At 32.3% G+C, this 22463-nt stretch carries 20 protein-coding genes; 13 read left to right on the top strand and 7 right to left on the bottom strand.

The window, feature by feature from the left end; all coding sequences use genetic code 11:
* Position 1 precedes the first annotated feature (1 nt).
* The 3 genes from PBN93_RS06245 to PBN93_RS06235 all read right to left on the bottom strand — a co-directional run bounded on the left by PBN93_RS06245 (position 2) and on the right by PBN93_RS06235 (position 6846).
* Positions 2–3028 (bottom strand): SusC/RagA family TonB-linked outer membrane protein, encoded by a 3027-nt coding sequence (locus PBN93_RS06245; RefSeq protein WP_271081691.1) that lies wholly within the window; start codon positions 3026–3028, stop codon positions 2–4.
* A 232-nt stretch (positions 3029–3260) separates the two neighbouring features.
* Entirely contained in the window at positions 3261–6026 is a 2766-nt protein-coding gene (locus tag PBN93_RS06240) for a helix-turn-helix and ligand-binding sensor domain-containing protein (RefSeq protein ID WP_271081690.1), read from the bottom strand.
* Between the two features lie 64 nt (positions 6027–6090).
* Complete coding sequence (locus PBN93_RS06235; RefSeq protein ID WP_271081689.1) at positions 6091–6846, bottom strand: sulfite exporter TauE/SafE family protein; 756 nt, start codon at positions 6844–6846, stop codon at positions 6091–6093.
* 74 nt (positions 6847–6920) lie between these two features.
* Between PBN93_RS06235 and PBN93_RS06230 the strand changes: the two genes are divergently transcribed.
* The gene (locus PBN93_RS06230; RefSeq protein WP_271081688.1) at positions 6921–8732 is read left to right on the top strand and encodes a sodium:solute symporter family protein; all 1812 of its coding nucleotides are present in this window, start codon (positions 6921–6923) and stop codon (positions 8730–8732) included.
* A 53-nt stretch (positions 8733–8785) separates the two neighbouring features.
* Here PBN93_RS06230 and PBN93_RS06225 read toward each other — a convergent pair whose 3' ends face one another.
* Positions 8786–9370 (bottom strand): riboflavin synthase, encoded by a 585-nt coding sequence (locus tag PBN93_RS06225; protein ID WP_077404259.1) that lies wholly within the window; start codon positions 9368–9370, stop codon positions 8786–8788.
* A 55-nt stretch (positions 9371–9425) separates the two neighbouring features.
* Between PBN93_RS06225 and pdxA the strand changes: the two genes are divergently transcribed.
* The 12 genes from pdxA (at position 9426) to PBN93_RS06165 (ending at position 21140) form a co-directional block, all read left to right on the top strand.
* Positions 9426–10478 carry a 4-hydroxythreonine-4-phosphate dehydrogenase PdxA gene (gene pdxA, locus PBN93_RS06220; protein WP_271081687.1) on the top strand — a complete coding sequence of 351 codons (1053 nt, stop codon included), beginning with the start codon at positions 9426–9428 and terminating at the stop codon, positions 10476–10478.
* Positions 10479–10645: 167 nt separating this feature from the next.
* Positions 10646–11179: a YceD family protein gene (locus PBN93_RS06215; protein WP_077404254.1), complete on the top strand. Its 534-nt coding sequence runs from the start codon at positions 10646–10648 to the stop codon at positions 11177–11179.
* 9 nt (positions 11180–11188) lie between these two features.
* Positions 11189–11386 (top strand): 50S ribosomal protein L32, encoded by a 198-nt coding sequence (rpmF, locus tag PBN93_RS06210; RefSeq protein WP_013620844.1) that lies wholly within the window; start codon positions 11189–11191, stop codon positions 11384–11386.
* A gap of 172 nt (positions 11387–11558) precedes the next feature.
* Positions 11559–12554 (top strand): beta-ketoacyl-ACP synthase III, encoded by a 996-nt coding sequence (locus PBN93_RS06205; RefSeq protein WP_271081686.1) that lies wholly within the window; start codon positions 11559–11561, stop codon positions 12552–12554.
* A 41-nt stretch (positions 12555–12595) separates the two neighbouring features.
* On the top strand, positions 12596–13081 hold the full coding sequence (accB, locus tag PBN93_RS06200) for an acetyl-CoA carboxylase biotin carboxyl carrier protein (protein WP_271081685.1): 486 nt from the start codon (positions 12596–12598) through the stop codon (positions 13079–13081).
* Positions 13082–13147: 66 nt separating this feature from the next.
* Positions 13148–14503 carry an acetyl-CoA carboxylase biotin carboxylase subunit gene (gene accC / locus PBN93_RS06195; protein ID WP_077404245.1) on the top strand — a complete coding sequence of 452 codons (1356 nt, stop codon included), beginning with the start codon at positions 13148–13150 and terminating at the stop codon, positions 14501–14503.
* A 141-nt stretch (positions 14504–14644) separates the two neighbouring features.
* A complete protein-coding gene (locus tag PBN93_RS06190; protein ID WP_077404242.1) occupies positions 14645–15403 on the top strand; it encodes a DUF2314 domain-containing protein in 759 nt (252 codons plus the stop codon).
* 125 nt (positions 15404–15528) lie between these two features.
* A complete protein-coding gene (locus PBN93_RS06185) occupies positions 15529–16188 on the top strand; it encodes a hypothetical protein (RefSeq protein ID WP_271081684.1) in 660 nt (219 codons plus the stop codon).
* Between the two features lie 6 nt (positions 16189–16194).
* A complete protein-coding gene (locus tag PBN93_RS06180; protein ID WP_077404239.1) occupies positions 16195–18123 on the top strand; it encodes a hypothetical protein in 1929 nt (642 codons plus the stop codon).
* A gap of 12 nt (positions 18124–18135) precedes the next feature.
* A complete protein-coding gene (locus PBN93_RS06175) occupies positions 18136–19533 on the top strand; it encodes a hypothetical protein (protein WP_271081683.1) in 1398 nt (465 codons plus the stop codon).
* A 45-nt stretch (positions 19534–19578) separates the two neighbouring features.
* Positions 19579–20697, top strand: a complete 1119-nt coding sequence (locus PBN93_RS06170; RefSeq protein ID WP_271081682.1) for an NAD(P)/FAD-dependent oxidoreductase — start codon at positions 19579–19581, stop codon at positions 20695–20697.
* Entirely contained in the window at positions 20691–21140 is a 450-nt protein-coding gene (locus PBN93_RS06165; RefSeq protein ID WP_271081681.1) for a 3-oxoacyl-ACP synthase, read from the top strand. Before PBN93_RS06170 ends, PBN93_RS06165 begins: the two co-directional genes overlap by 7 nt.
* A gap of 66 nt (positions 21141–21206) precedes the next feature.
* Here PBN93_RS06165 and PBN93_RS06160 read toward each other — a convergent pair whose 3' ends face one another.
* The 3 genes from PBN93_RS06160 to PBN93_RS06150 are packed head-to-tail and all read right to left on the bottom strand — an operon-like array spanning position 21207 to position 22381.
* Positions 21207–21593 (bottom strand): plastocyanin/azurin family copper-binding protein, encoded by a 387-nt coding sequence (locus tag PBN93_RS06160; protein WP_077404227.1) that lies wholly within the window; start codon positions 21591–21593, stop codon positions 21207–21209.
* Positions 21594–21638: 45 nt separating this feature from the next.
* A complete protein-coding gene (locus PBN93_RS06155; protein ID WP_271081680.1) occupies positions 21639–22172 on the bottom strand; it encodes a carboxymuconolactone decarboxylase family protein in 534 nt (177 codons plus the stop codon).
* A gap of 47 nt (positions 22173–22219) precedes the next feature.
* On the bottom strand, positions 22220–22381 hold the full coding sequence (locus PBN93_RS06150) for a hypothetical protein (RefSeq protein ID WP_171974504.1): 162 nt from the start codon (positions 22379–22381) through the stop codon (positions 22220–22222).
* Positions 22382–22463 lie beyond the last annotated feature (82 nt).

The following is a 22463-nucleotide window of genomic DNA, read 5'->3' as shown; positions in this document are numbered from 1 at the left end:
CTTATATTTTAATGTTAACTCCCATTGTATAAACTGCAGGGATAGGATATGTTTGGTTATCTACACCATTAGCAACCTCTGGGTTAAACCCGTTATAGCCAAATATGGTTAATGGTTTTTCTGCTGTTAGGTAAATACGGGTTTTAGGAATACCTTTTAATTCTCCGTTTTTATTAATTGTGTACCCAAGTGTTATGTTCTGAATTCTAAAGTAGTCACCATCTTCTACGTAGTAATCGTTTAATTTTTGGTTCCATCCTTTGCGTACTGCTGCTGCAGATGGGTATGAGTTTGTAGTACCCTCACCGTGCCAACGGTTAACAGCAAAGTCTCTGTCCCAGTTAGTATCACTAGTAAAAATTACTTCTAATCTTTTACGGTTAAGTATTTTGTTGCCACCTTGACCAGAAGCAGTAGCCGTAAAGTCAAAATTTTTGTAGTTAAACCCAAAGTTAAATCCGTATGAGTATGTTGGTAAGTAAGACCCTAAAACTACGCGGTCATCATCATCAATAGTAGTAGGATCTCCACCGTTTTCTTTGTATTTAAAATCTCCAGGAACTAAGTTATTAGCTACAGCAACTGGATCTGCAAGTATTTCTGCTTCGTTTTGGTAAATGCCAACAACCTCGCGACCATAAAAGGCGTAAAGAGGTTCACCAACTATAGAACGCTGACGAAATTCGGCTGAGCCAGCATCTATGTATTGTTGGCCATCTAAACTTAATACTTCATTTTTAAGTGTAGCAAAGTTACCACCAATGTTATAAATAAAATCATCTGATACTTTTTTACTCCAGTTTAAAGACATCTCAAAACCAGAGTTTCTAATTTCCCCTACGTTTTGTCTGGTAGAACCAGGTATTAATGGTCTTTGTACAGGGATAACGGCGTCTTTTGTATCTCTAACATAATAATCTGCCTCTAAAGATAAATTGTTGGCTAAAAAACTAGCATTTATACCAATGTTAGTTTCCTCTGTAACTTCCCATTTTAAAGAAGTAAAATCACTACCTGTGTTTAAACCGCTAAACATAGTGTCTCCTAACGCAGTTGTAACTACAGAAGAAGTAATAGAGCCGTTACTGCCAGCAACATTATCATTACCTAATTTACCCCAACTACCACGTAGTTTAAGAAAATCAAAAACACCATTGTTTTGCATAAAAGGTTCTTCAGACACTACCCAACCAGCACCAACAGTAGGGAAGTACCCCCATTTTTCTTGGTATTTGTTAGTTCCGTCTGCTCTAAAGGTTCCGTAAAGCAGGTATTTACCATCATAATTATAAGATACTCTACTAAAATAAGAGAATCCATATTCTCTTGCCCCACCATCACCAACACTATTTTCTACAATAGTTTGTGCTTGGTCTAAATAATAAGCTTCTTCACCAGACAACGGAAAGTTTAATCCGGTTGCTGTTAAAAACTGATAAGACTCGTCTCTAAACGAAGTACCAGCTAAAACAGTTACATCATGATTACCAAAAGATTCTTTATAAGTTAAAGTGTTATCCCAGATTTGATTAGATATTGTAGTGTTACTTTTTGTTAAAGAGGCATCTGGTCTCTGAAAACTATCTCCAATGTAGTAAGGTAAATTAACGGTTCTGTTTTCAAAAGTTTGGTAGTTGTGATTGTATGCAGTTTTAAACTTAAGTTTAGTAGGTATAACGTCTATTTCTGCATAAAAATTAGCAAGTACATTTCTAATTTTTGTTCTATTTTCATTAAAATCTAAAAGGGGAAAAGGGTTTTGGCCACCTCTGTAGCCTAAGTCTTGAGCATTAGCGTAGTTTGTAGGGAAAACATCTGGATTGTTAGCTAAAGCCTCATCATATACAGGTAAAATAGGTACAGCAAAATAAGCAGCACGCCAAGCAGAGTTGTCGCCATCATACCTAGTAGCGTTACTAATTACCGTGTTAGCACCAACTTTTAACCAGTCGTTTGCATTAAACTCTATTTTACTTCTTAAGTTAAAACGCTCATATTCATTTTTAGTGTCTAATATACCTTGCTGTCCAAAGTAATTAGCCCCTACAGAATAACTAACATCTTCACTACCACCAGTTACACCAATACTATGGTTTTGTATTAAGGCAGGTCTTATAATTTCATCATACCAATCTGTGTTAACATTAGGTATATTTGGGTTAACTCTACTACGGCCGTAACGCTGCATAGCATTTAGAATATAGTCTGCATCTGGTGCAGAACCAGATTCTAACGCTAAGGTTGTAAATTGTTCTGCGTTAGCAACTTTTAGAACATTTTGTGCCACTTGAAAACCAGTGTAGCCATCATATGTAATTTCTGCTTTTTTATTAAATGCTCCAGATTTTGTTTCTATTAAAACAACACCATTTGCAGCTCTAACACCATAAATTGCAGATGCAGAAGCATCTTTTAAAACAGAAATGGATGTTATGTCTGCTGTATTTAAAAAATCTATATTGTCAAAAAACATACCGTCTACAACATACAAAGGAGCAGATGCACCTGTGTTGTAAGACCCTATACCCCTTACTCTAATAGTTGGTCCTTGCCCAGGAGAACCACTACTTACTACTTGCATACCTGCAACCTTACCTTGCATGGCCTGCATTGCAGAGCCTGTTGGTACAGCAGCAAGTTCTTCGGCTTTAACAGTGGTTATAGATGAGGTTAAATCCTTAGACTTCATTTCACCGTAGCCAATTACAACAACTTCATCTAAAGACTCTGCATCTTCTTCTAACGTTACATTAATTGTATTGGAATTATTTACAGCAATTTCTGAAGTAATAAAACCAATATAACTAATAACTAAAGTTGCATTGTTTGGAACGCTGTTTAATTGGTAGTTACCATCAAAATCTGTTTGCGTTCCTGTTGTAGTACCTTTTACAACAATGCTAGCACCTAATAAAGGAGTGCCATTATTGTCTACTACTTGTCCTTTAACTGTTATATTCTCTTGGGCGTAGGCAGCCATCCCAAACAGAATAAAGCAGATTAATAATATTTGATTGAGTATTTTCATAATACATTAAAAATTGAGTTAGATTTTTACTAAATTAATAAAAGAGCGTATTTGCTAAGGTTTTAATAACTACATAAAAACTACATCAATACTAAAATTACGCTACACACCGCCAATAATATGGTTTGCAGTAGTATTACATCCTTTTTATTTGTGCACTTTTAACAGTTTGATGTAGTAATGATGTACTCTATGTTATGTAATTGTTAAGCTGTTTTTGAAAGAAAAACCTTTATTTAAAGGTTATTAAGAAGTTAGATATGTTCTCTGAACTATCTATATTTAATTTTTTACGCAAACGGTAACGATGTATTTCTACGCCCCTAACAGTAATGGCCATTAATGGTGCAATTTCTTTGGTAGAAAGGTTCATTTTAAGGTAAGCACACAGTTTTAAATCTTTAGGGGTAAGCTTTGGGTATTCTTTTAAAAGATTCTCAAAAAAGTCACTATGTAGTTCTTTAAAATTCATTTCAAAACGTTTCCAATCTTCTTTATTGTTTACAGAGTTATTTAATCTTTTCATAAAAGATTTATAACGTTGTTGATTTGGAAATTTGTCTTTATTTTGAGTTAATAAGTTTTTTAGGTCTAATATAATTTCATTCTTTTTGGCAATATTTAGTGTGGTATTTGCTAATTCTTTTTGTTTAAGTTTTACTTCTTTTGCTAGTTTTTCTTTCTCTAAAAGTGCAATTTTTTCATCTTGCTCCTTTTGCATACGTTCTTTAAGTTTGTTGTGTTTTAGGTTTAGTTTGTGTTTGTTATATTTTCTAATAAGAAGTATTGCAGCTATTATAAGTAAAAGGTAAATTAACAGTGCCGGGCCAGATAAATACCAAGGTGCTTTTATTGTAAAATTAATAACATTTGGTTCAGATTTTTTATTGTCAATACCTACACCATAAACCTCTAAAGTGTAACTACCGTAACTTAAATTTTGAAATGATATAAAGCCATTATCTAATTGGGCAAACTGTGCATCTTTACCATCTAGACTATAGTAATATTTGGGGTGCATAACACCAGAGGAAGCAATTTTAATACTAATATTACTAGCATCTTTAAAAGGCAATGTTATGTTTTTTGTATGTATTGGGTAACTATTTTGTTTACCATTAAAACTCACTAATTTAGGAGTTGGTAGCCTGTTATTATCTTTTAACTGATTGTTTAACTTGTTAAAGTTTATTTGACTGTAACCATCTACAAGGGTAAAATAAAATGTAGAGTCGTTTACTTTAATAATATTTTCTGCCTCAGGAATTATACGTTTTTTTAAGCTTTGGTTTTCAATAATAATATTGTCTTCCTTAAAATTGGTATAAGTAATTTTTTTACTGTTTTCATTGTCTATAAACCAAAAATGATCATCATTGTAATACAACAACTCATTATTTTTAAATGAGCTAAACTCCTCTAGCGTTACAATTTTGTCTAAAATAGGATCGTATTTAAACCACTCTCCCTGACTGTAAAAAACAATTTGGTTTTTAATATTGTAGAGTTTTACATTGTATTTATTAGGAGCATTTTTTCCGTTATATTCTTTAGAGCTAATTACAGAGTCATAGGTGTTATTTAATTTTAGTTTGTAAAAACCTTTATATGGATGAGCAACCCAAAGTGTGTTAGAGTCTTCAAAACACAATTTTTTTACTGGTAAATTAAAGCCTTTTAATCGTTCTACAGTCCATTGGTTAATATCATCTTTACTGTATTTTGCTATTCCGGTATAAGTACCCTGTAAAAAGGATGATTTGTCCTCAGGTATTTTCTCTATTTGATAGCCTCCAGAAATATTAGATACCTTAACCAAGCCATCTTTATTTAACTTAAATGTACCTGTATTATGGCCACAAAAGAGCTCATTGTTTACAACTGCAATATCCCAAACGTGCCCCTGAGTGCCTTTTACAAAATGTAGCACATCATTATCTACATAATACAAACCAGTATTAGAGCCTAAGTATACTTTATTGTTGTACAAAGCAATGTCATAAACAGTACCTAAAACACCAGTAAAATCTGTGTAATACGTAATAGGGTGGTCTAGTTGAATGTGGTCTATACCATTGTCTAACCCTAACCAAAGCTGATTTTTAAAAGCAACCATAGCTAAAATGGTGTTGTTTTGTAACCCTACTTCACGGTTAATGCTTTTATAGGTTTTTGTGTTATTGTTGTATAAAAAGAGTCCGTTTTTTATAGTGCCAAAAGCAATGCTGTGCTTATTTAATACCATAATTTTATTAAGCTGATGTTGCTTTAATGTGTCGTTAATAGTGCTACTCCAAACATTAATTTCATTATTTTTAATTAAGTAACAACCGTTTAATTTGGTGCCAATTAACAAACCTTCTTTAGTAGAAACCATATCTACAACAGTTTTATTTACAAAAGAAATGTTGTTTTTTAAGACAAGGGGTTCTAAGGTGTCTCCTTCTAAATAAAACAAACCATCATCACCACCTGCAACAATAATTTGGTTGTTGTGTTTTGCAATATTGTTAACAATAATATCTGCTTTAACTACCGTTATTTTATTGTTTTTGTACACATATACTTTAGAAAATGATCTAAAAACAATTGCATTGTTATAAGGTATAATTTGCCAAAACTCTTCACTAGTAAATACGTGGTTTTTTATAAGATGCGTTAATGATGTGTATTGTAAAACCCCTAGGTTATCTTTTTTCCAAAATCCAAATTCTTCATAAGATCCTGTGTAAACTTTGTCTTCTATAGCAGCAACAGATCGTATGGTGGTTTTACTAGGTAAGGCGTTAAGTTTCCATTCCTCGCCGTTAAAATGCAATAAACCAGCATTATTGGCAGAAAATAACTCGCCATCTTTATTAGTGGCTAATCCCCAATTTTTACTAGCAGCATTGTAATCAAATATTTTATAATTGTGTATAGGTGGAAAAAGATTTTGTCCAACAATAACGTAACAACTAATAAAGAAAAGTAAAATAAGCGAGGTTAAATTTTTCATAGGGGATATAGAAAACATCATTAATTCTTTATGAATATAATACTATTACCCAAAAAAGCAATTATTATCTAAGCAAGATTAGCAAAGCACCTATAGCTGTAAGAATTAGTATCATTTTCCTAAAAAATTTATCTTTAATGTACTTTACTAAAAAGGTGCCAACTGTAAAGCCAATAAAAATTGCAGGTAATAGTTTTAGATTTAAAATTAGAGATTCTTTGGTAATCGTATTCCAAACAAAAATATGAAACGGAAGTTTAAATACATTAGTTATTAAAAACAACCAAGCTGCAGTACCTATAAATTGATTTTTAGGTAAACGCATTGCTAAAAAGTAAATGTTAGAAAAAGAACCAGCCAAATTACCAATCATAGTAGTAATACCAGCAAGCAAGCCCATAGAGCCAGCAAATGCCCAATGTGTTGGTACATTTTTAGATTTTTTTTGATCCCACCAAAGCATCATCACAACGGTAATTAATATAATACCACCCATACAGTACTTAAAGGAGGCCTCTGGTAAGTCTTTACCAATAAGTACGCCTATTAATATACCACAAACCATCCAAGGTAAAAACTTTATAATATATTTCCATTGGGTATATTTACTATAATAAACCACAGCAAAAATATCTCCAACAACCAATAAAGGCACAAGTAACCCTGTAGATGCTTTAGAGCCAAAAGCTAATGCCATTAAGGTAACTACTATTATAGATATCCCTTTTAAGCCAGACTTAGAAATACCCATAACAAATGCAGCAGCAAAAGCCAATATCCAAGTGGTTGTAGAAATATGGGTAACTAGTAATAAACTCATAATTGGCGTTTAGCTAAAAAAAACAAAAGTATTGCAAAAAATAATATCTTTACTAATTAACCAACTACTAAAAAATGGAATTAAGTGCGTTAGATTATAGCCTTATAATAGGGTTTTTTACAATTGTTTTAGGAATTGGAGTTGTGGTTTCTAAAAAGTCTGGAAAAAGCTCATCAGAATATTTTTTATCTGGCAGAACTATGCCTTGGTGGTTATTAGGTTTGTCTATGGTGGCAACTACATTTTCTACAGACACCCCAAATTTAGTTACAGATATTGTACGGAAAGATGGTGTATCTGGTAATTGGGTATGGTGGGCTTTTTTAATAACAGGTATGTTAACTGTTTTTGTATATGCAAAGCTTTGGCGTAAATCTAATGTTAGTACAGATTTAGAGTTTTATGAGTTGCGTTATGGCGGAAAACCAGCCAGCTTTTTAAGGAAATTTAGAGCAATATATTTAGGTGTTATTTTTAATGTAATTACAATGTCTGCAGTTACATTGGCGGCAATTAAAATAGGAGGCATTATGCTTGGGCTAGAGCCTTGGCAAACCGTTGTAAGTGCAGGTTTAATAACTGTTACTTTTAGTGCTTTAGGTGGTTTTAAAGGTGTTGTTTATACAGATTTTTTATTGTTTTTTGTAGCAATGGGTGGCGCTATAGGCGCTGCTTACTATTTGGTTAATTTACCAGAAGTAGGCGGAGTAACAAACCTATTAGCTCATGAAGGTGTGAAAGGGAAATTGTCTATTTTGCCAGATTTTAGCAATACAAATGCTGTAATTACCTTATTAGTTATTCCTTTAGCTGTACAATGGTGGAGTTCTTGGTATCCAGGAGCAGAACCCGGAGGTGGCGGTTATATTGCACAACGTATGTTAGCCGCAAAAGATGAAAACCATGCAATAGGAGCTACTTTCTTTTTTAATATTATGCACTACGCTTTGCGCCCTTGGCCTTGGATTTTAGTGGCTTTAGCATCTATAGTTGTTTACCCAGATATAGCAAGTATTGCACAAGCTTTTCCTAATATAGGTGCAGATAAATTGGGACATGATTTAGCGTACCCGGCAATGTTAACAAAGTTGCCAAGCGGATTATTAGGTTTGGTTTTAGCATCTTTAATAGCTGCTTATATGAGTACAATTTCTACCCAGCTTAATTGGGGTTCATCATATATAGTGTATGATTTTTACAAACAGCAAGTAAATCCAAATGCATCAGAAAAACAATTGGTAGCGGTGGGTAGATTATCTACTGTTGTGTTAATGATTTTAAGTGCTTGCTTAGCATTGTTAATGCAAAATGCAATGGAGGTTTTTGATATGTTATTACTGTTTGGAGCTGGTACCGGATTAATTTTTATTTTACGTTGGTTTTGGTGGCGTATTAATGCTTGGACAGAGATTTCGGCTATGTTTGCATCTGGAGTCTTATCTATCTTACTAAAAGTTACGCCACTTGGCAATTATCTTTTTGAAGTTGATAAAGGAGTTTTTCCAGATTGGTTTCAAATACCATTTGTGATGTTAGTAACAACCATAATTTGGGTAGCAGCAACGTTTATGACTAAACCAGAGTCTAAAAAAGTCTTAAATAGTTTTTATATAAAAATACAGCCAGGAGGCCCAGGTTGGAAAAAAGTGGTAGATAACGCTAAAGCAGATAATATAAATATTCTAAACCCAAATGAAAAATGGAGTGTTCCTTCTGGCATAGGAGCTATGGTATTAGGTTGTGTACTTATATACGCATGTATGTTTGCTACAGGATATTGGATTTATGGAGAAACAACAAAAGGAATGCTATTTACAGGTGTTGCTATATTAGCTGGTTTGCTCCTAATAAAAACATGGAGTAAAATGAAGAAGAATATTTTATAAATTACAATTGTAGATGTAGGCTACTTTTTAATAATAGCCTACACCTATAAAATTTATTTTGCTATTAGCTTAGCAACGTATTTTCCAATAACATCAAACTCCAGGTTTACAACAGTACCTACCTTGTAGGTGTTAAAAACAGTGTTTTCAAAAGTATAAGGGATTATGGCTACGCTAAATGTGTTTTTACCAGAGTTAAAAACGGTTAAGCTAGTTCCGTCTATTGTAATAGAACCTTTTTCAATAGTTACGTTATTGTATTTATCATCGTATTCAAAATTAAAAATCCAGCTGCCATCTTGCTCTTCAATAGCAGTACAAATAGCAGTTTGGTCTACGTGGCCCTGCACAATGTGTCCGTCTAATCTTGTGCCCAATATCATAGCACGCTCTAAGTTTACGGTAGAATTTAATTTTAAAGCTCCAATACTTGTTTTTTGCAAAGTCTCATCTATAGCAGTAACTGTATAAGTGTCATTTTCTATAGCAATTACAGTAAGGCAAACTCCATTGTGAGCAACACTTTGGTCTATTTTAAGTTCTGGTGTTAAAGTAGATTGTATAGTAATGTGTAGGTTAGTATCCTCTCTACGTAATGCGGTTACTTTCCCTAAAGTTTCTATAATGCCAGTAAACATATCGTTTTAATTAAGTAGTTTTGCGGTGTAAATTTAGACATTATACAGTTGAATTATGCAAGAAGATAAAAAAATTAAGGTAGGAATTTCTATAGGCGATTTAAACGGAATTGGCTGTGAAGTTGTTTTAAAGACTTTTGAAGACAACCGAATGTTAGATTTTTGTACTCCTGTTATTTTTGCATCAAACAAAACCATTTCTTTTCAAAAAAAAGAACTAAACTTAAATATTAATTATAATGGTGTGCCTGATGCAGACAAAGCTGTAGATAACAAAATTAATGTAGTTAATGTATGGAAAGAAATACCAAAAACACAATTTGGTATACCTACAGAAGAAAGTGGTAAATATGCTCTAAAATCTTTACAGGCGGCAACAAAAGCTTTAAAAGAAGATAAAATAGATGTATTAGTTACGGCTCCTATTAATAAAAATAATATTCAGTCTGATGAATTTAATTTTCCAGGACATACAGATTACTTAGCAAAAGAATTAGGTGGCAATAGCTTAATGTTTATGGTAACAAATACATTAAAAGTAGGTTTATTAACAGACCATATTGCTGTTAAAGATGTAGCAAAAGCAATTACACTTAAGTTAATAAAAGAAAAAGTAGCAACTATAGAACGTTCTTTAAAAGCAGATTTTGCCATACAAAAACCTAAAATTGCATTATTAGGTATAAATCCGCATAGTGGAGATAATGGTGTAATTGGTAAAGAGGATGATGAGGTATTAAAGCCAACAGTAACCGAGTTAAAAAACCAAGGTAAAATGGTTTTTGGTCCCTATTCTGCAGATAGCTTTTTTGGGTCTGATGCTTATAGTAATTTTGATGCAATACTTGCGGCATACCATGATCAGGGCTTAATACCTTTTAAAACATTATCATTTGGTAAAGGAGTAAATTATACTGCAGGTTTACATAAGGTACGTACATCACCAGATCATGGCACAGCTTATGAAATAGCAGGTAAAGGTAAAGCAGACCATAGTTCTTTTAAAGAAGCTGTATTTACAGCGTTAAAAATCTTTAAAAACAGGCAAGAATATGCAGAGCTAACTCAAAATCCGTTAAAAAAACAACGTTTAAAGAGAAAAGAGTAAGATATTTTTTCTAGATTTAAACAAAATTAAGCCCTAAAATAGGGCAAAACAATACCTAAACTATTAAGTAATAATATATTTACAATTTTTTAGTTGGGTTTTATTAAAATAATAATATCTTTGCACCCGCCTTTAACGAGGCTGGTACTTTAAAATATAGTGTTGTTATGATGAAGCTAAAGGAGTATTCCATTCCTTTTTCTGGATTAAAGCAGGGAAAGCACAGTTTTGAGTATAATATAGACAATAAGTTCTTTGAATCTTTTGAGTACAATGAGTTTAATGATGCCAATATACATATAGAGGTACAATTAAATAAAATGAGTACAATGTTAGAGCTAGAGATGAAAGCAGAAGGAACAGTTAATGTTTTCTGTGATGTATCTAGTGAAGCTTATGACCAAGCTATAAACTCTACATTAGAGTTAGTAGTTAAGTTTGGCGAAGAGTATAATGATGAGAATGAAGAAATACTGATAATTCCTCACGGAGAGCATCAGGTTAATATTTCGCAATATTTATACGAAATGCTGGTATTGGCCGTTCCATCTAAAAGAGTTCATCCAGGAGTTTTGGATGGTACTTTAAGATCTAAAGCCGTAGATAAGCTACAAGAGCTACAACCAAAAGAAGAGAAGGAAAATAAAGAAGATATTGATCCCAGATGGGACGCATTAAAAAAGTTAATAACGGATAAATAAAGTTTCATAATGGCACATCCAAAGAGAAAAATTTCAAAAACCAGAAGAGACAAGAGAAGAACGCACTATAAAGCGGTAGCTCCTACAATTGCAAAAGATGCAACAACAGGAGAAATGCACTTGTATCACAGAGCTCACTGGCACGAAGGTAAATTATACTACCGTGGACAAATTTTAATTGACAAAGCAGAAGAGGCAGTAGCTTAATTCTACTTTTGTACAATATTTAAAACTCTCACCGTAAAAGTGAGGGTTTTTTTATTTTTCATCAATTTTCGTCAAAAAAAAGTCAGTTTTGGTAAAAAGTCGTAAAAATTGACTAATTTTCCATGATTTTTAGACTTTTTTAAAATTTTTGATTAAAAAATCAAACTTATATATGGGTAAGATATCAGCGGCAATAACTGCAGTGGGTAAGTATGTTCCTGACTATGTTTTAACTAACAAAGAGTTGGAAACAATGGTAGATACAAATGATGAGTGGATTACCACCAGAACAGGTATCAAAGAAAGGCGAATTTTAAAAGAAGAAGGTAGAGGAACTTCTTTTATGGCAATTAAAGCAGCTGAAGATTTACTGCAAAAAAGAGGTATTAAACCAACAGAAATTGATTTAATTATAGTTGGTACAGCAACACCAGATTTACAAGTAGCGGCAACTGCTGCATATGTAGCTTCAGAAATTGGTGCAACTAATGCTTTTGCTTTTGATTTAGAAGCAGCGTGCTCTAGTTTTTTATACGGTATGTCTACGGCTAGTAGTTATGTAGAGTCTGGCAGGTATAAAAAAGTATTGTTAATAGGTGCAGATAAAATGTCATCTATATTAGATTATACAGACAGAACAACGTGTATAATTTTTGGTGATGGTGCAGGTGCTGCACTTTTTGAGCCAAATGAAGAAGGTTTAGGTTTTCAGGACGAATACTTAAGGTCTGATGGTATTGGCCGAAACTTTTTAAAAATTGATGCAGGTGGATCTATTTTGCCAGCATCTGAAGAAACAGTTAAAAATAAACAACATTACGTTTTTCAGGACGGTAAAACCGTATTTAAATACGCAGTTTCTAATATGGCAGAGGTATCTGCTAAAATTATGGAACGCAATAATTTAGAAGAAAAAGATGTAGACTGGTTGGTACCACACCAAGCCAATAAACGTATTATAGATGCTACAGCTAGTAGAATGGGTGTAGGGCCATCTAAAGTAATGATGAACATTCAGAAATACGGAAACACAACTTCTGCTACACTACCACTTTTATTAGCAGATTACGAAAATCAACTTAAAAAAGGAGACAATTTAGTATTTGCCGCTTTTGGTGGTGGCTTTACTTGGGGTTCTATTTTCTTAAAATGGGCCTATAACTCTTAAACTAAAAATAAAAACTTACAACTAAACAAAATCTAATTTTTATGGATATTAAAGAAATTCAGAGTTTAATTAAGTTCGTAGCAAAATCTGGAGCTAGCGAAGTTAAATTAGAGATGGAAGACATTAAAATTACCATTAGAACAGGAGCTTTAAACTCTGGTGGAGAGACTACTATTTTACAGCAAATACCTATGGGGCAAGCGCCAATGGCACCAGCTGCCGCTGCACCTGCACCAGCTGCTGCAACAGAGGCCGCACCTGCGCCAGAAGCTAGTAAAGAAGATAAATACATAACAATTAAGTCGCCAATTATTGGTACTTTTTATAGAAAACCATCTCCAGACAAACCAGTTTTTGTAGAGGTTGGTGATACTATTGGACAAGGCGATGTACTTTGTGTAATAGAGGCAATGAAACTTTTTAACGATATAGAATCTGAGGTTTCAGGTAAAATAGTAAAAGTATTGGTAGATGATTCTTCTCCAGTAGAATTTGACCAACCTTTATTTTTAGTAGATCCATCATAAGAAATTTTAGACACTAAATACTTTTAGTTTTTTAGAATTTAGAATTAAAATTTAAAATTTCATAAGATGTTTAAAAAAATACTTATTGCAAATAGGGGAGAAATTGCGCTGCGTATAATTAGGACCTGTAAAGAAATGGGAATTAAAACGGTTGCGGTTTACTCTAAGGCAGATGAAGAGAGTTTGCATGTTAGGTTTGCAGATGAGGCCGTATGTATTGGTCCTGCTCCTAGTAGCGAGTCTTATTTAAAAATACCAAATATTATAGCAGCAGCAGAAATTACTAATGCAGATGCTATACACCCTGGTTATGGGTTTTTATCAGAAAACTCTAAGTTTTCTAAAATATGTGCAGAACATGACATTAAGTTTATAGGTGCTTCTGGCGAGCATATAGACCGTATGGGTGATAAAGCTAGTGCTAGGGAAACTATGAAAAAAGCTGGTGTACCTACAATACCTGGCTCAGACGGTTTACTTAAAGATGTTGCTGAAGCTAAAAAAGTTGCTAAAAAAATGGGATATCCTGTTATGATTAAAGCAACTGCTGGTGGTGGTGGTAAAGGTATGCGTGCTGTTTGGTCTGAAGATAAAATGGAAGCTCTTTACGAGAGTGCCGTACAAGAAGCTACAGCTGCTTTTGGAAACGGTGCTATGTATATGGAAAAACTTATTGAAGAACCTAGACATATAGAAATACAAGTTGTAGGTGACCAATATGGTAAAGCGTGTCACTTATCAGAAAGAGATTGTTCTATACAAAGACGTCACCAAAAATTAACAGAGGAAACACCTTCTCCTTTCATGACCGATAAACTGCGTGATGATATGGGAGCAGCAGCTGTTAAGGCAGCAGAATACATTAAGTATGAAGGTGCTGGTACAATTGAGTTTCTAGTAGATAAACACCGTAACTTTTACTTTATGGAGATGAATACCAGAATACAGGTAGAGCATCCTATAACAGAACAAGTAGTAGATTACGATTTAATACGTGAGCAAATTTTAGTAGCTGGTGGTGTGCCAATTTCTGGTAAAAACTACTACCCTAAATTGCACTCTATAGAATGTAGAATTAATGCAGAGGATCCTAGAAATGATTTTAGACCTTCTCCAGGAAAAATTACTACATTACATACACCAGGCGGACACGGTGTGCGTTTAGATACAAACGTATACAGCGGTTATACTATTCCTCCTTATTATGATTCTATGGTAGCTAAGCTAATTACAACAGCACAAACCAGAGAAGAGGCTATTAATAAAATGAAACGTGCTTTAGATGAATTTGTAATTGAAGGTGTAAAAACTACAATTCCTTTTCATAGGCAATTAATGGATCATCCAGATTATTTGGCGGGTAATTATACCACGGCCTTTATGGAAGATTTTGTTATGGAACCTAGCAAAGACGATGAATAAATTAAAAAGCTCCGATATTTTATCGGAGCTTTTTTTTGGTGATAACTAGCTCATCCCTTTTCACGGTTTACAGGGTATTTGCTATTGTGTAATGCCTATATCTTTGCTGCATATAACTTTACACAAAAATTAAAAGTACTTATGAGTAATTCAGATAATAATATATTTTTTGCAAAACAAGATGATGAAATGTCATTAGCCTTTAAAAAAGCACAAGAAACATTTAAGTATTTTTGGAGAGAAATGTACTGGGAGTACAGGAGAGTTATACCTGGCCTAGACTTGGCCATTGTAAAGTTTCCTTTTGAACAAACTTTTAAAGGAGAAAGTGAGCCAACTATAGAGCATATGTGGGTGCGCAATATAAGTTTTGACGGAGAAAATATAACTGGCGTTTTAGCTAACAACCCAATGCAATTAACAAATGTGACAGAAGGTGATACTGTTAGTTGCAGTAGATCTAAAATAAGCGATTGGATGTTTGCAACATTAGGTAAAACATATGGTGGCTTTACAATACATACCTTAAGGTCTGGTATGAGCGATGAAAAAAGAAAACAACATGATAACGCTTGGGGTTTAGATTTTGGCGATTTTAATAAAATTATGTTGGTTAATGGCCAAGCAGAAAACCCTGAAAATCTTGTAGAGCATCCAATGTGTGTAAACACAGCAGATAAGTTTTTAGAATTTTTTAAAGAAAATCCAGAAGAGCTTACAACCAAGGATGAAGCTGGTTATACGGTTTTACATAGGCAAGCAATTGCGGGTAACAAAACTACTGTAAATATATTGTTAGAGTTGGGGGCAGATAAAAACGCCACAACAAATAACGGTTTAACAGCTTTAGATTATGCTAAAAAATTAAACTGGTCTCATATAATTTCTTCTTTAGCGTAACATATAAACGTTACCGTAGTCTAACTAATTAAATAGTGTTAATTACAATTTTAACATTAAATAACAGTTTACTATTATAATTTATGTCAATTTATATGTTTAAAAAATTTTTCACCTATACGCTGTTGTTTACTTCACTATTGCTTTGTACAAGTTGTTTTGAAATTTTAGAAGAAATAAGCTTTAATAAAGACGGTAGCGGGCGTATAACGGTAACTGCAAACCTAAGTAAAAGTAAATCTAAATTAGCTTCTGTAATGCTCCTAGATAGTGTAAACGGATATAAAGTTCCTTCTAAGGCAGATATAGATTTGGCAATTAAAAATGCAGTAGATCACTTAAAAAAAACAGAAGGTATATCTAACATAGAAAAAAGTGTAGATTATGATAATTATATATTTTCTATAGCATGTGATTTTAAATCTGTAGCAAATGTTAATTCAATTTTTAAAGAAATGATTAACAACCAAAATAGAAGAGAAAAAACCAGTTTTAGCACAACTAATTTTTCATATAACAATATGAATCATCAATTTAAAAGACATTTTAAATATGATGATAGTATAAAAAGAAAATTCAACTCACTTAAGTCAGAAGACAAAAAAATTTTTAATGATGCCAGTTACACAACAATTTATAGGTTTAATTCATCTGTAAAAAGTGTGTCTAATTCAGGTGCTAAAATAGCTCCAAACAAGAAGGCAGTATTTATGCGTGTACCTGCATTGTCTTTAATAACCGGCAAACAAACCTTAGAAAATACCATACAATTAATCAACAATTAAAACAGAATGAAAAAACTATTATTAAGCCTAACCATTTGTTGTGCTGCATATACAATGCAAGCTCAAGATTTAATACAAAATATACCTGCAAATTCGGCAGCAGTAGTTACTATAAAAGGAAGCAATATTACAGACTTATTTTCTGTTAAAGAGTTTGAAAACTCTAAAATAGGACAGGAAATGGTTAAAGAGTTAACCAGAGAATCTAATGGAGATTTAACAAGCCTAAACGATTTAGGTATAGATTATAATGCTAACCTATATTATTTTTTACAAGCAGAGAAAGGAGTATTTACAAATTATTTTGCTATTCCATTGCGTTCCAAAAATGCTTTTGAGAATTTAATGAGGCAAAATAACAGTAGTACAGAGAAAATAAAAACTGATGGCGATATCACCTATTTTCAGAGTAACTATGACGGTAGTACAGTTGCTTGGAATAATAAAATGATTCTTATAGTAGTATCTGAGGATATTAATAATGATACAGATTATAGCTACTACAGTTATAATAATGAGGCAGATGTTGAAGAGGCTATTGAAGAGGTTGAAATTGAAGTTTCAGAAGTAGAAGAAACTGAGGTAGAAGAAATTGAATATGTAGAGGAAGTTGTTGAGGTAGAAATAGAAGATGTAGAAGAAACAGTAATTGAATCTACTGAAGAAGCGACATACTCTAATGATGATTACTATAAAAAAAGAGAAGAGCGTTACAAAAGAGAACGACAAGAAAGAGAAGCAAAAAGGATAGCAAAAAATCAAAAAGCAAGGTTACGTAATTTACAAAAGGTAAAAGATTTTATTAACGGAAACCATAAGTCTAATAACATTTTAAGTAATAAAAGTTATACAGCAAGTTTGGGAACTCAAAAATTTGAGGCGCACGCTTGGGCTGGAGATTTTATGAATCTTTACCAAGAGTTAGTAGTTACTCAAGGTTTTAGTAATGCTTTTGGTATGTATAATGTAGAAGAATTGTATAGAAACTCTTCTGTGTCTTCTACCTTAGATTTTACCAACACTAGTGCTGTTTTAAACATAGATTATACTATGAGTAATGCTATGGCAAAACACGCTAAAGCTATGTACAATGGTAAAATGAATAAAGATTTTTATAAATATTTTAACCAAGATAAAATGTTGGGTTATATGTCTGTTAATGCAAGTACAGAAGGTTTGCTTACAGAGTATCCAAAACTTATGAAGTCTATGTTTGCTAACTCTACAAATAATGAAATGGCAACTGTAATACCACTTGGAGCAGACTTATTATCTGTATTTTTAGATGAAGAGGCTGTTGGTGAATTGGTTAGAGGAGATATGTTATTTGTTGTTAATGATATTGCTAAAAAGCAAGTAACATATACAACATATGATTATGATGAAAACTACAATAGAATTCCAATAGAAAAAACTAAAGAAGAAACGGTACCAGATTTTATTTTTATGGCTACGTCTAACGGAGAAAGTATTTTTAACAAGCTTATGAATATTGCTGTTAAAGAAAACGAAATGACGGTAGATAACGGTATTTATAAGTTTAACACACCAAGAAGTGTACCTGTAAATGTATATGCAATGCACGCTAAAGGAGTGTTGTTTTTTGCAACGTCTAAAGACCAGTTGTTAGCCATTAGAAATGGTAGTTTTAAAGGTAGTGTAAGTGGTGAACACAAGAAAAATATTAGTAAAAATACTTCTGCAGCTTATGTTAATGGTAAAAATATAATTTCTCAAATACCAGTTAATGAGTTACCTAGAGAGTTTAAAAGAAAAATTAACTTTTTAACCAGTAATACAGAAGATCTTTTAATTACTACAGGTAAATTAAAGGGGAATACATCTACCACTAAAGTTATTTTAAATACTCCAGAAGAAGGTCATAAAAATGGCTTAGCATACTTTATTAATTTTATAGATGCATTTATAGATTAAGTTTTAAGCAATATGCATTTAAAAAAAACAGTAAAAATAGTAGTCCCAATAATTATACTTTTAGGTATAGTTTATTGGGGCTATAAGTTTATAAACAAGACCTCTTCTTTATTAGGAGTTATACCTAAAAATGCAGATGCTGTTGTTAAAATAGATTTACATAGTATAAAAGAAACATTGGTTTTAGATGCGCTATCTTCACCTAAGTTTTATTATGATAACATATCATTTTCTGGCAGTAAAAATGAAAAAGATTCAACTTTAAATAAAGGTATAAACTTTAGTCCTTATGCGGCAGTATTATATACTTTTAAAGATGTTAAAAACACTATTTTTACTACATTTCCAATAAATAATTTTACAGATTTTAATGCATACATTAAAGTTTATGTACAAAATAAAAATAGTGTAATACAAAAAACAAATGGTTACCAATACTCGGTTTTAGAGAAATCTAAAGTTTGTATAGCTTGGAACTCTAAAAACCTAGTAATTGCAGCTACGCCAGAAAAAATAAACATTACAAAAATTTCTGCTGTTTTTACAGATGTTTTGGTAGATGAAAATTTGATTATAAATAAAAATAATAGCTTAATTCAGAAATTAAAAAGTGCCAAAGAGCACATAGTATACGTTAAGGGAGAAAGTGCTATTGGTTTAAATTTTGAAGACGGAAAACTAATGGCATCCGGACAATTAGAAGTTGATAAATCTTCAGTTTTTTCTAAAGAAATTATTGTAAATAGTATTCCAGGCGCATCTCTGCAAATGTATTTAGATTATAATTTTACAGATGAAAATCACAAGAAAGATTTTATATCAACCTTTAAAAATAGCTCTTTTTTACAAAAAAGTAATTTGCAGATAGATAGTATTGCAAAATATAGTAATGGCTTTTTTAGCTTGGCAGTAAGTGGTAAAACCAAACAGCAAAACACTATTATTACCTATGATTATGATGAGAATTTTAATAAGGTAGAGAAGAAAACCGTGCAAGAAAAAGAAGCTCCAAAAATGTATATAAATTTTGGTGTAAATAAAAATGGTTTACAAGCGTATTTACAGGCGCAAGGAGCTGTGGAGCAAAGTGTATTTACAGCATTACCTATTTATAATTTTTACGTATCATCAACACCAAAAACAAGCTTGTTTGCCACTACTAAAAATAATCCTAAAACAGAGATTTTTAAAAGCACTAACTTTTTAGATATTACAGCAGATTTCTCTAAGTTAAATAACGATATAAGCTTTCCTAAATCCAATTTGCTATTTGGACTTTTAAACAGCTTAGACATAAAAGCAAATGTGGTTAAACCAGGAGTTGTTGGTCTAAAAGGCAAAGTATCTGCAAAAAGAGACGATGTAAATATTATAACTCAACTCTTTTTTGGCTTAGAAAAAGCTAAATAATATTTTAGCACACACTTACTTAGTTTTAGTTCTTATTTTAGTAAAATGAATTTTAGTTATTGGGAGCATAAAACGTGGTTATCTGCAATAGATTTTACTATTGTAGGTAGTGGTATTGTAGGCTTAAATTGTGCTTTGTATTTAAAAGAGCGTTTTCCTAAAGCCAAAATTTTAACTTTAGAAAAGGGTATGTTACCGCAAGGAGCCAGCACTAAAAATGCTGGGTTTGCTTGTTTTGGTAGTATTTCAGAGATTTTGTCTGATTTAAATGCGCATTCAGAAGAAGAAGTTGTGTCGCTTGTGCAGAAAAGATTAGAGGGTATAAATTTATTACGATCTAATTTAGGTGACAAAGCTATTGGATATAAAAATTATGGAGGTCACGAGTTGTTTTTAGATTCTAACTCTAATTTATATCAACACTGTTTAAGTAAATTAAACTCTGTAAACACCTTGTTAAACCCTGTTTTTAAAGGAGATGCCTTTGTGTCTACCCAAAACAAATTCAACTTTAATAAAATACAAGAAAACTACATAACACATATTTTTGAAGCGCAAATAGACACTGGTAAAATGATGCAGTCTTTGTTAGCGAAAGCTCATCAAAAAGGTATTTTAATTTTAAATAACACAAGTGTAAAAGCATTTACCACAACGATTAATGGTGTAGCGGTAGAAACAAGTAATTTTACTTTACAGACTAAAAAGTTAGTGGTTGCAACCAATGGTTTTGCAGCAGAATTACTACAAGAAAAGGTTAAGCCAGCAAGAGCACAAGTTTTAGTAACAGCGCCTATACCCAATTTACATATTAAGGGCACTTTTCATTTAGATGAAGGATATTACTATTTTAGAAATATTGATGATAGAGTTTTATTTGGAGGAGGACGAAATTTAGACTTTAAAGCAGAAGAAACTACAGAGTTTGGACAAACCAAAATAGTGCAACAAAAACTTGAAGACATATTAAAAGGAACTATTTTGCCAAATACAGCGTTTACTATTGACAAAAAATGGAGTGGTATAATGGGTGTAGGAAAACAAAAAAAGCCAATAATAAAGGAAGTTGAACCTAATGTGTATTGTGGTGTGCGTTTAGGCGGAATGGGAATTGCCATAGGTAGCTTAGTGGGTAAAGAATTAGCAGATTTAGTAGAATGGTAAACAAAGAAGAACTTTTAAAATTTTGCGCAAGTTTTGTAAATAACAGAATTTCTAGAATACAAAAGAACATTGCAGGTGTGCAAGAATCGCTTACCTCTGAAACAAAAAGTAGTGCTGGCGATAAACACGAAACCGGTAGGGCAATGTTGCAGTTAGAGCGAGAAAAACTTGGAGCGCAATTATTAGAGGCAGAAAAAATGCAACAGCTTTTATCTAAGGTAACAGCAACTAAAAATGCAACAGCAATTGGTTTAGGAAGTTTGGTGTATACAGAAAAAAACAATTATTTTTTATCAATTTCTGCTGGTGAATATGTTAATACTAATAATAAGGTGTATTGCATATCTGCCAATACGCCAATAGGTAAATTACTGCTAGGTAAAAGTGCAGGTGATAGTTTTGTTTTTAACGGAACTACAATAAAAATAACACAGGTTATTTAAAACAAAAATCCTTGATTAGCTTACAATAGCTAGTCAAGGATTTTATCACACAAAAAAGATTAAACTTTATTTTACTGTAATTGTGTTATCTGTTGCTGTTGGATTTAACGGGCAAAAATAAACGTATTCCCCTTTTTCTAAAACAGTAGCGTTAGACTTTTCTTTTTTACCGTTTGCAACTGCTTTTGTAACGTATGCAGTTTTAATATGGTTTTCTGGTTTGCTAACATCTTGTCCTTTTTTTACAAGTACAAAACCTACATCATGACCAACGTTATTGTTAGCAATTTCAAAAATATAGGTGCCAGGAGCAACAGTTAGGTTTTTTTGTGTAAACTCCCCTTTTGTTTGCTCTAAAGAAATTACTTTGCTCATTTTATCTTGAGCGTTACTTGTAAATACTACACCTACTAATAGGGCTACTAATGCAATTGCGTTTTTTAAATTTTTCATCTTGTTTTTGTTTTTATTGTTTGTAATTGTGTTTAAATTTATTTGTTATAAAGCTTGTGCTACGGGGAAATCTACAGGAACATCTGTTGTGCTGTGTATGTAGTTAGATATGGTTTTATCACCAATTAATACAATAGTATCTATTAAATTTTCTTTAGTGTAACCTGCGTTTAAAAAGTTGTCTACAACTGTAGCGTCTGTAGCGCCTCTTTTTTCGGTAATGTTTTTAGCCAAAGCAGCTAATGCATCTAATTTAGAGTCAAAAGAAGCTTTGCCAGCTCTAAGTTCTAGTATTTCTTCATCAGTAAAACCACTCATTTTACCTATGGCTGTGTGTGCAGATAAACAATAAATACAGTTATTTACTTGGCTAACGGCTAAGTTTACAGCTTCTTTTTCTTTTGCAGATAAAGATGTTTTTGCGCTACTTAAATTAAGGTAGTTTTCTAATGCATTGTTAGAGTATGCATATGTTGCATATAGGTTTGGTACAAAACCTACTTTTTTCTCTAATGAATCAAAAATTGCTTGATTTTTTCCGCTTACTTCTGCTCTTGTTGGTACGTTAAATTTGCTCATAATTATTTTGTTTGATGTCATTTTTAAACGACAGTTATTATTATTAGTTATTGAAAATTTTGGATAAAAGGTTTTTCTGCATCACAATAAAAATCATGATGGTATTTTTTTTCACAATGGTCTGTAGCTAATACAGTCTGTTGTTTGCTTTTTTTACCTAGCCTAAATATTTCTATTAGGTTAAAAATAGATGTATGTATTAAGTTCATAATTGCGTTGTTTTATAATTACAATGCAAAGATGCGACCTATTAGAATTTATTTGTTAATAGCAATTTCCCGACGGCTTGTA

Origin of the sequence: Cellulophaga omnivescoria (genome assembly GCF_027915275.1) — a bacterium.
Lineage (GTDB): Bacteria > Bacteroidota > Bacteroidia > Flavobacteriales > Flavobacteriaceae > Cellulophaga > Cellulophaga omnivescoria.
Note: the sequence above shows the minus strand (reverse complement) of the source record. Positions and strands in the feature narration are given on the sequence as shown.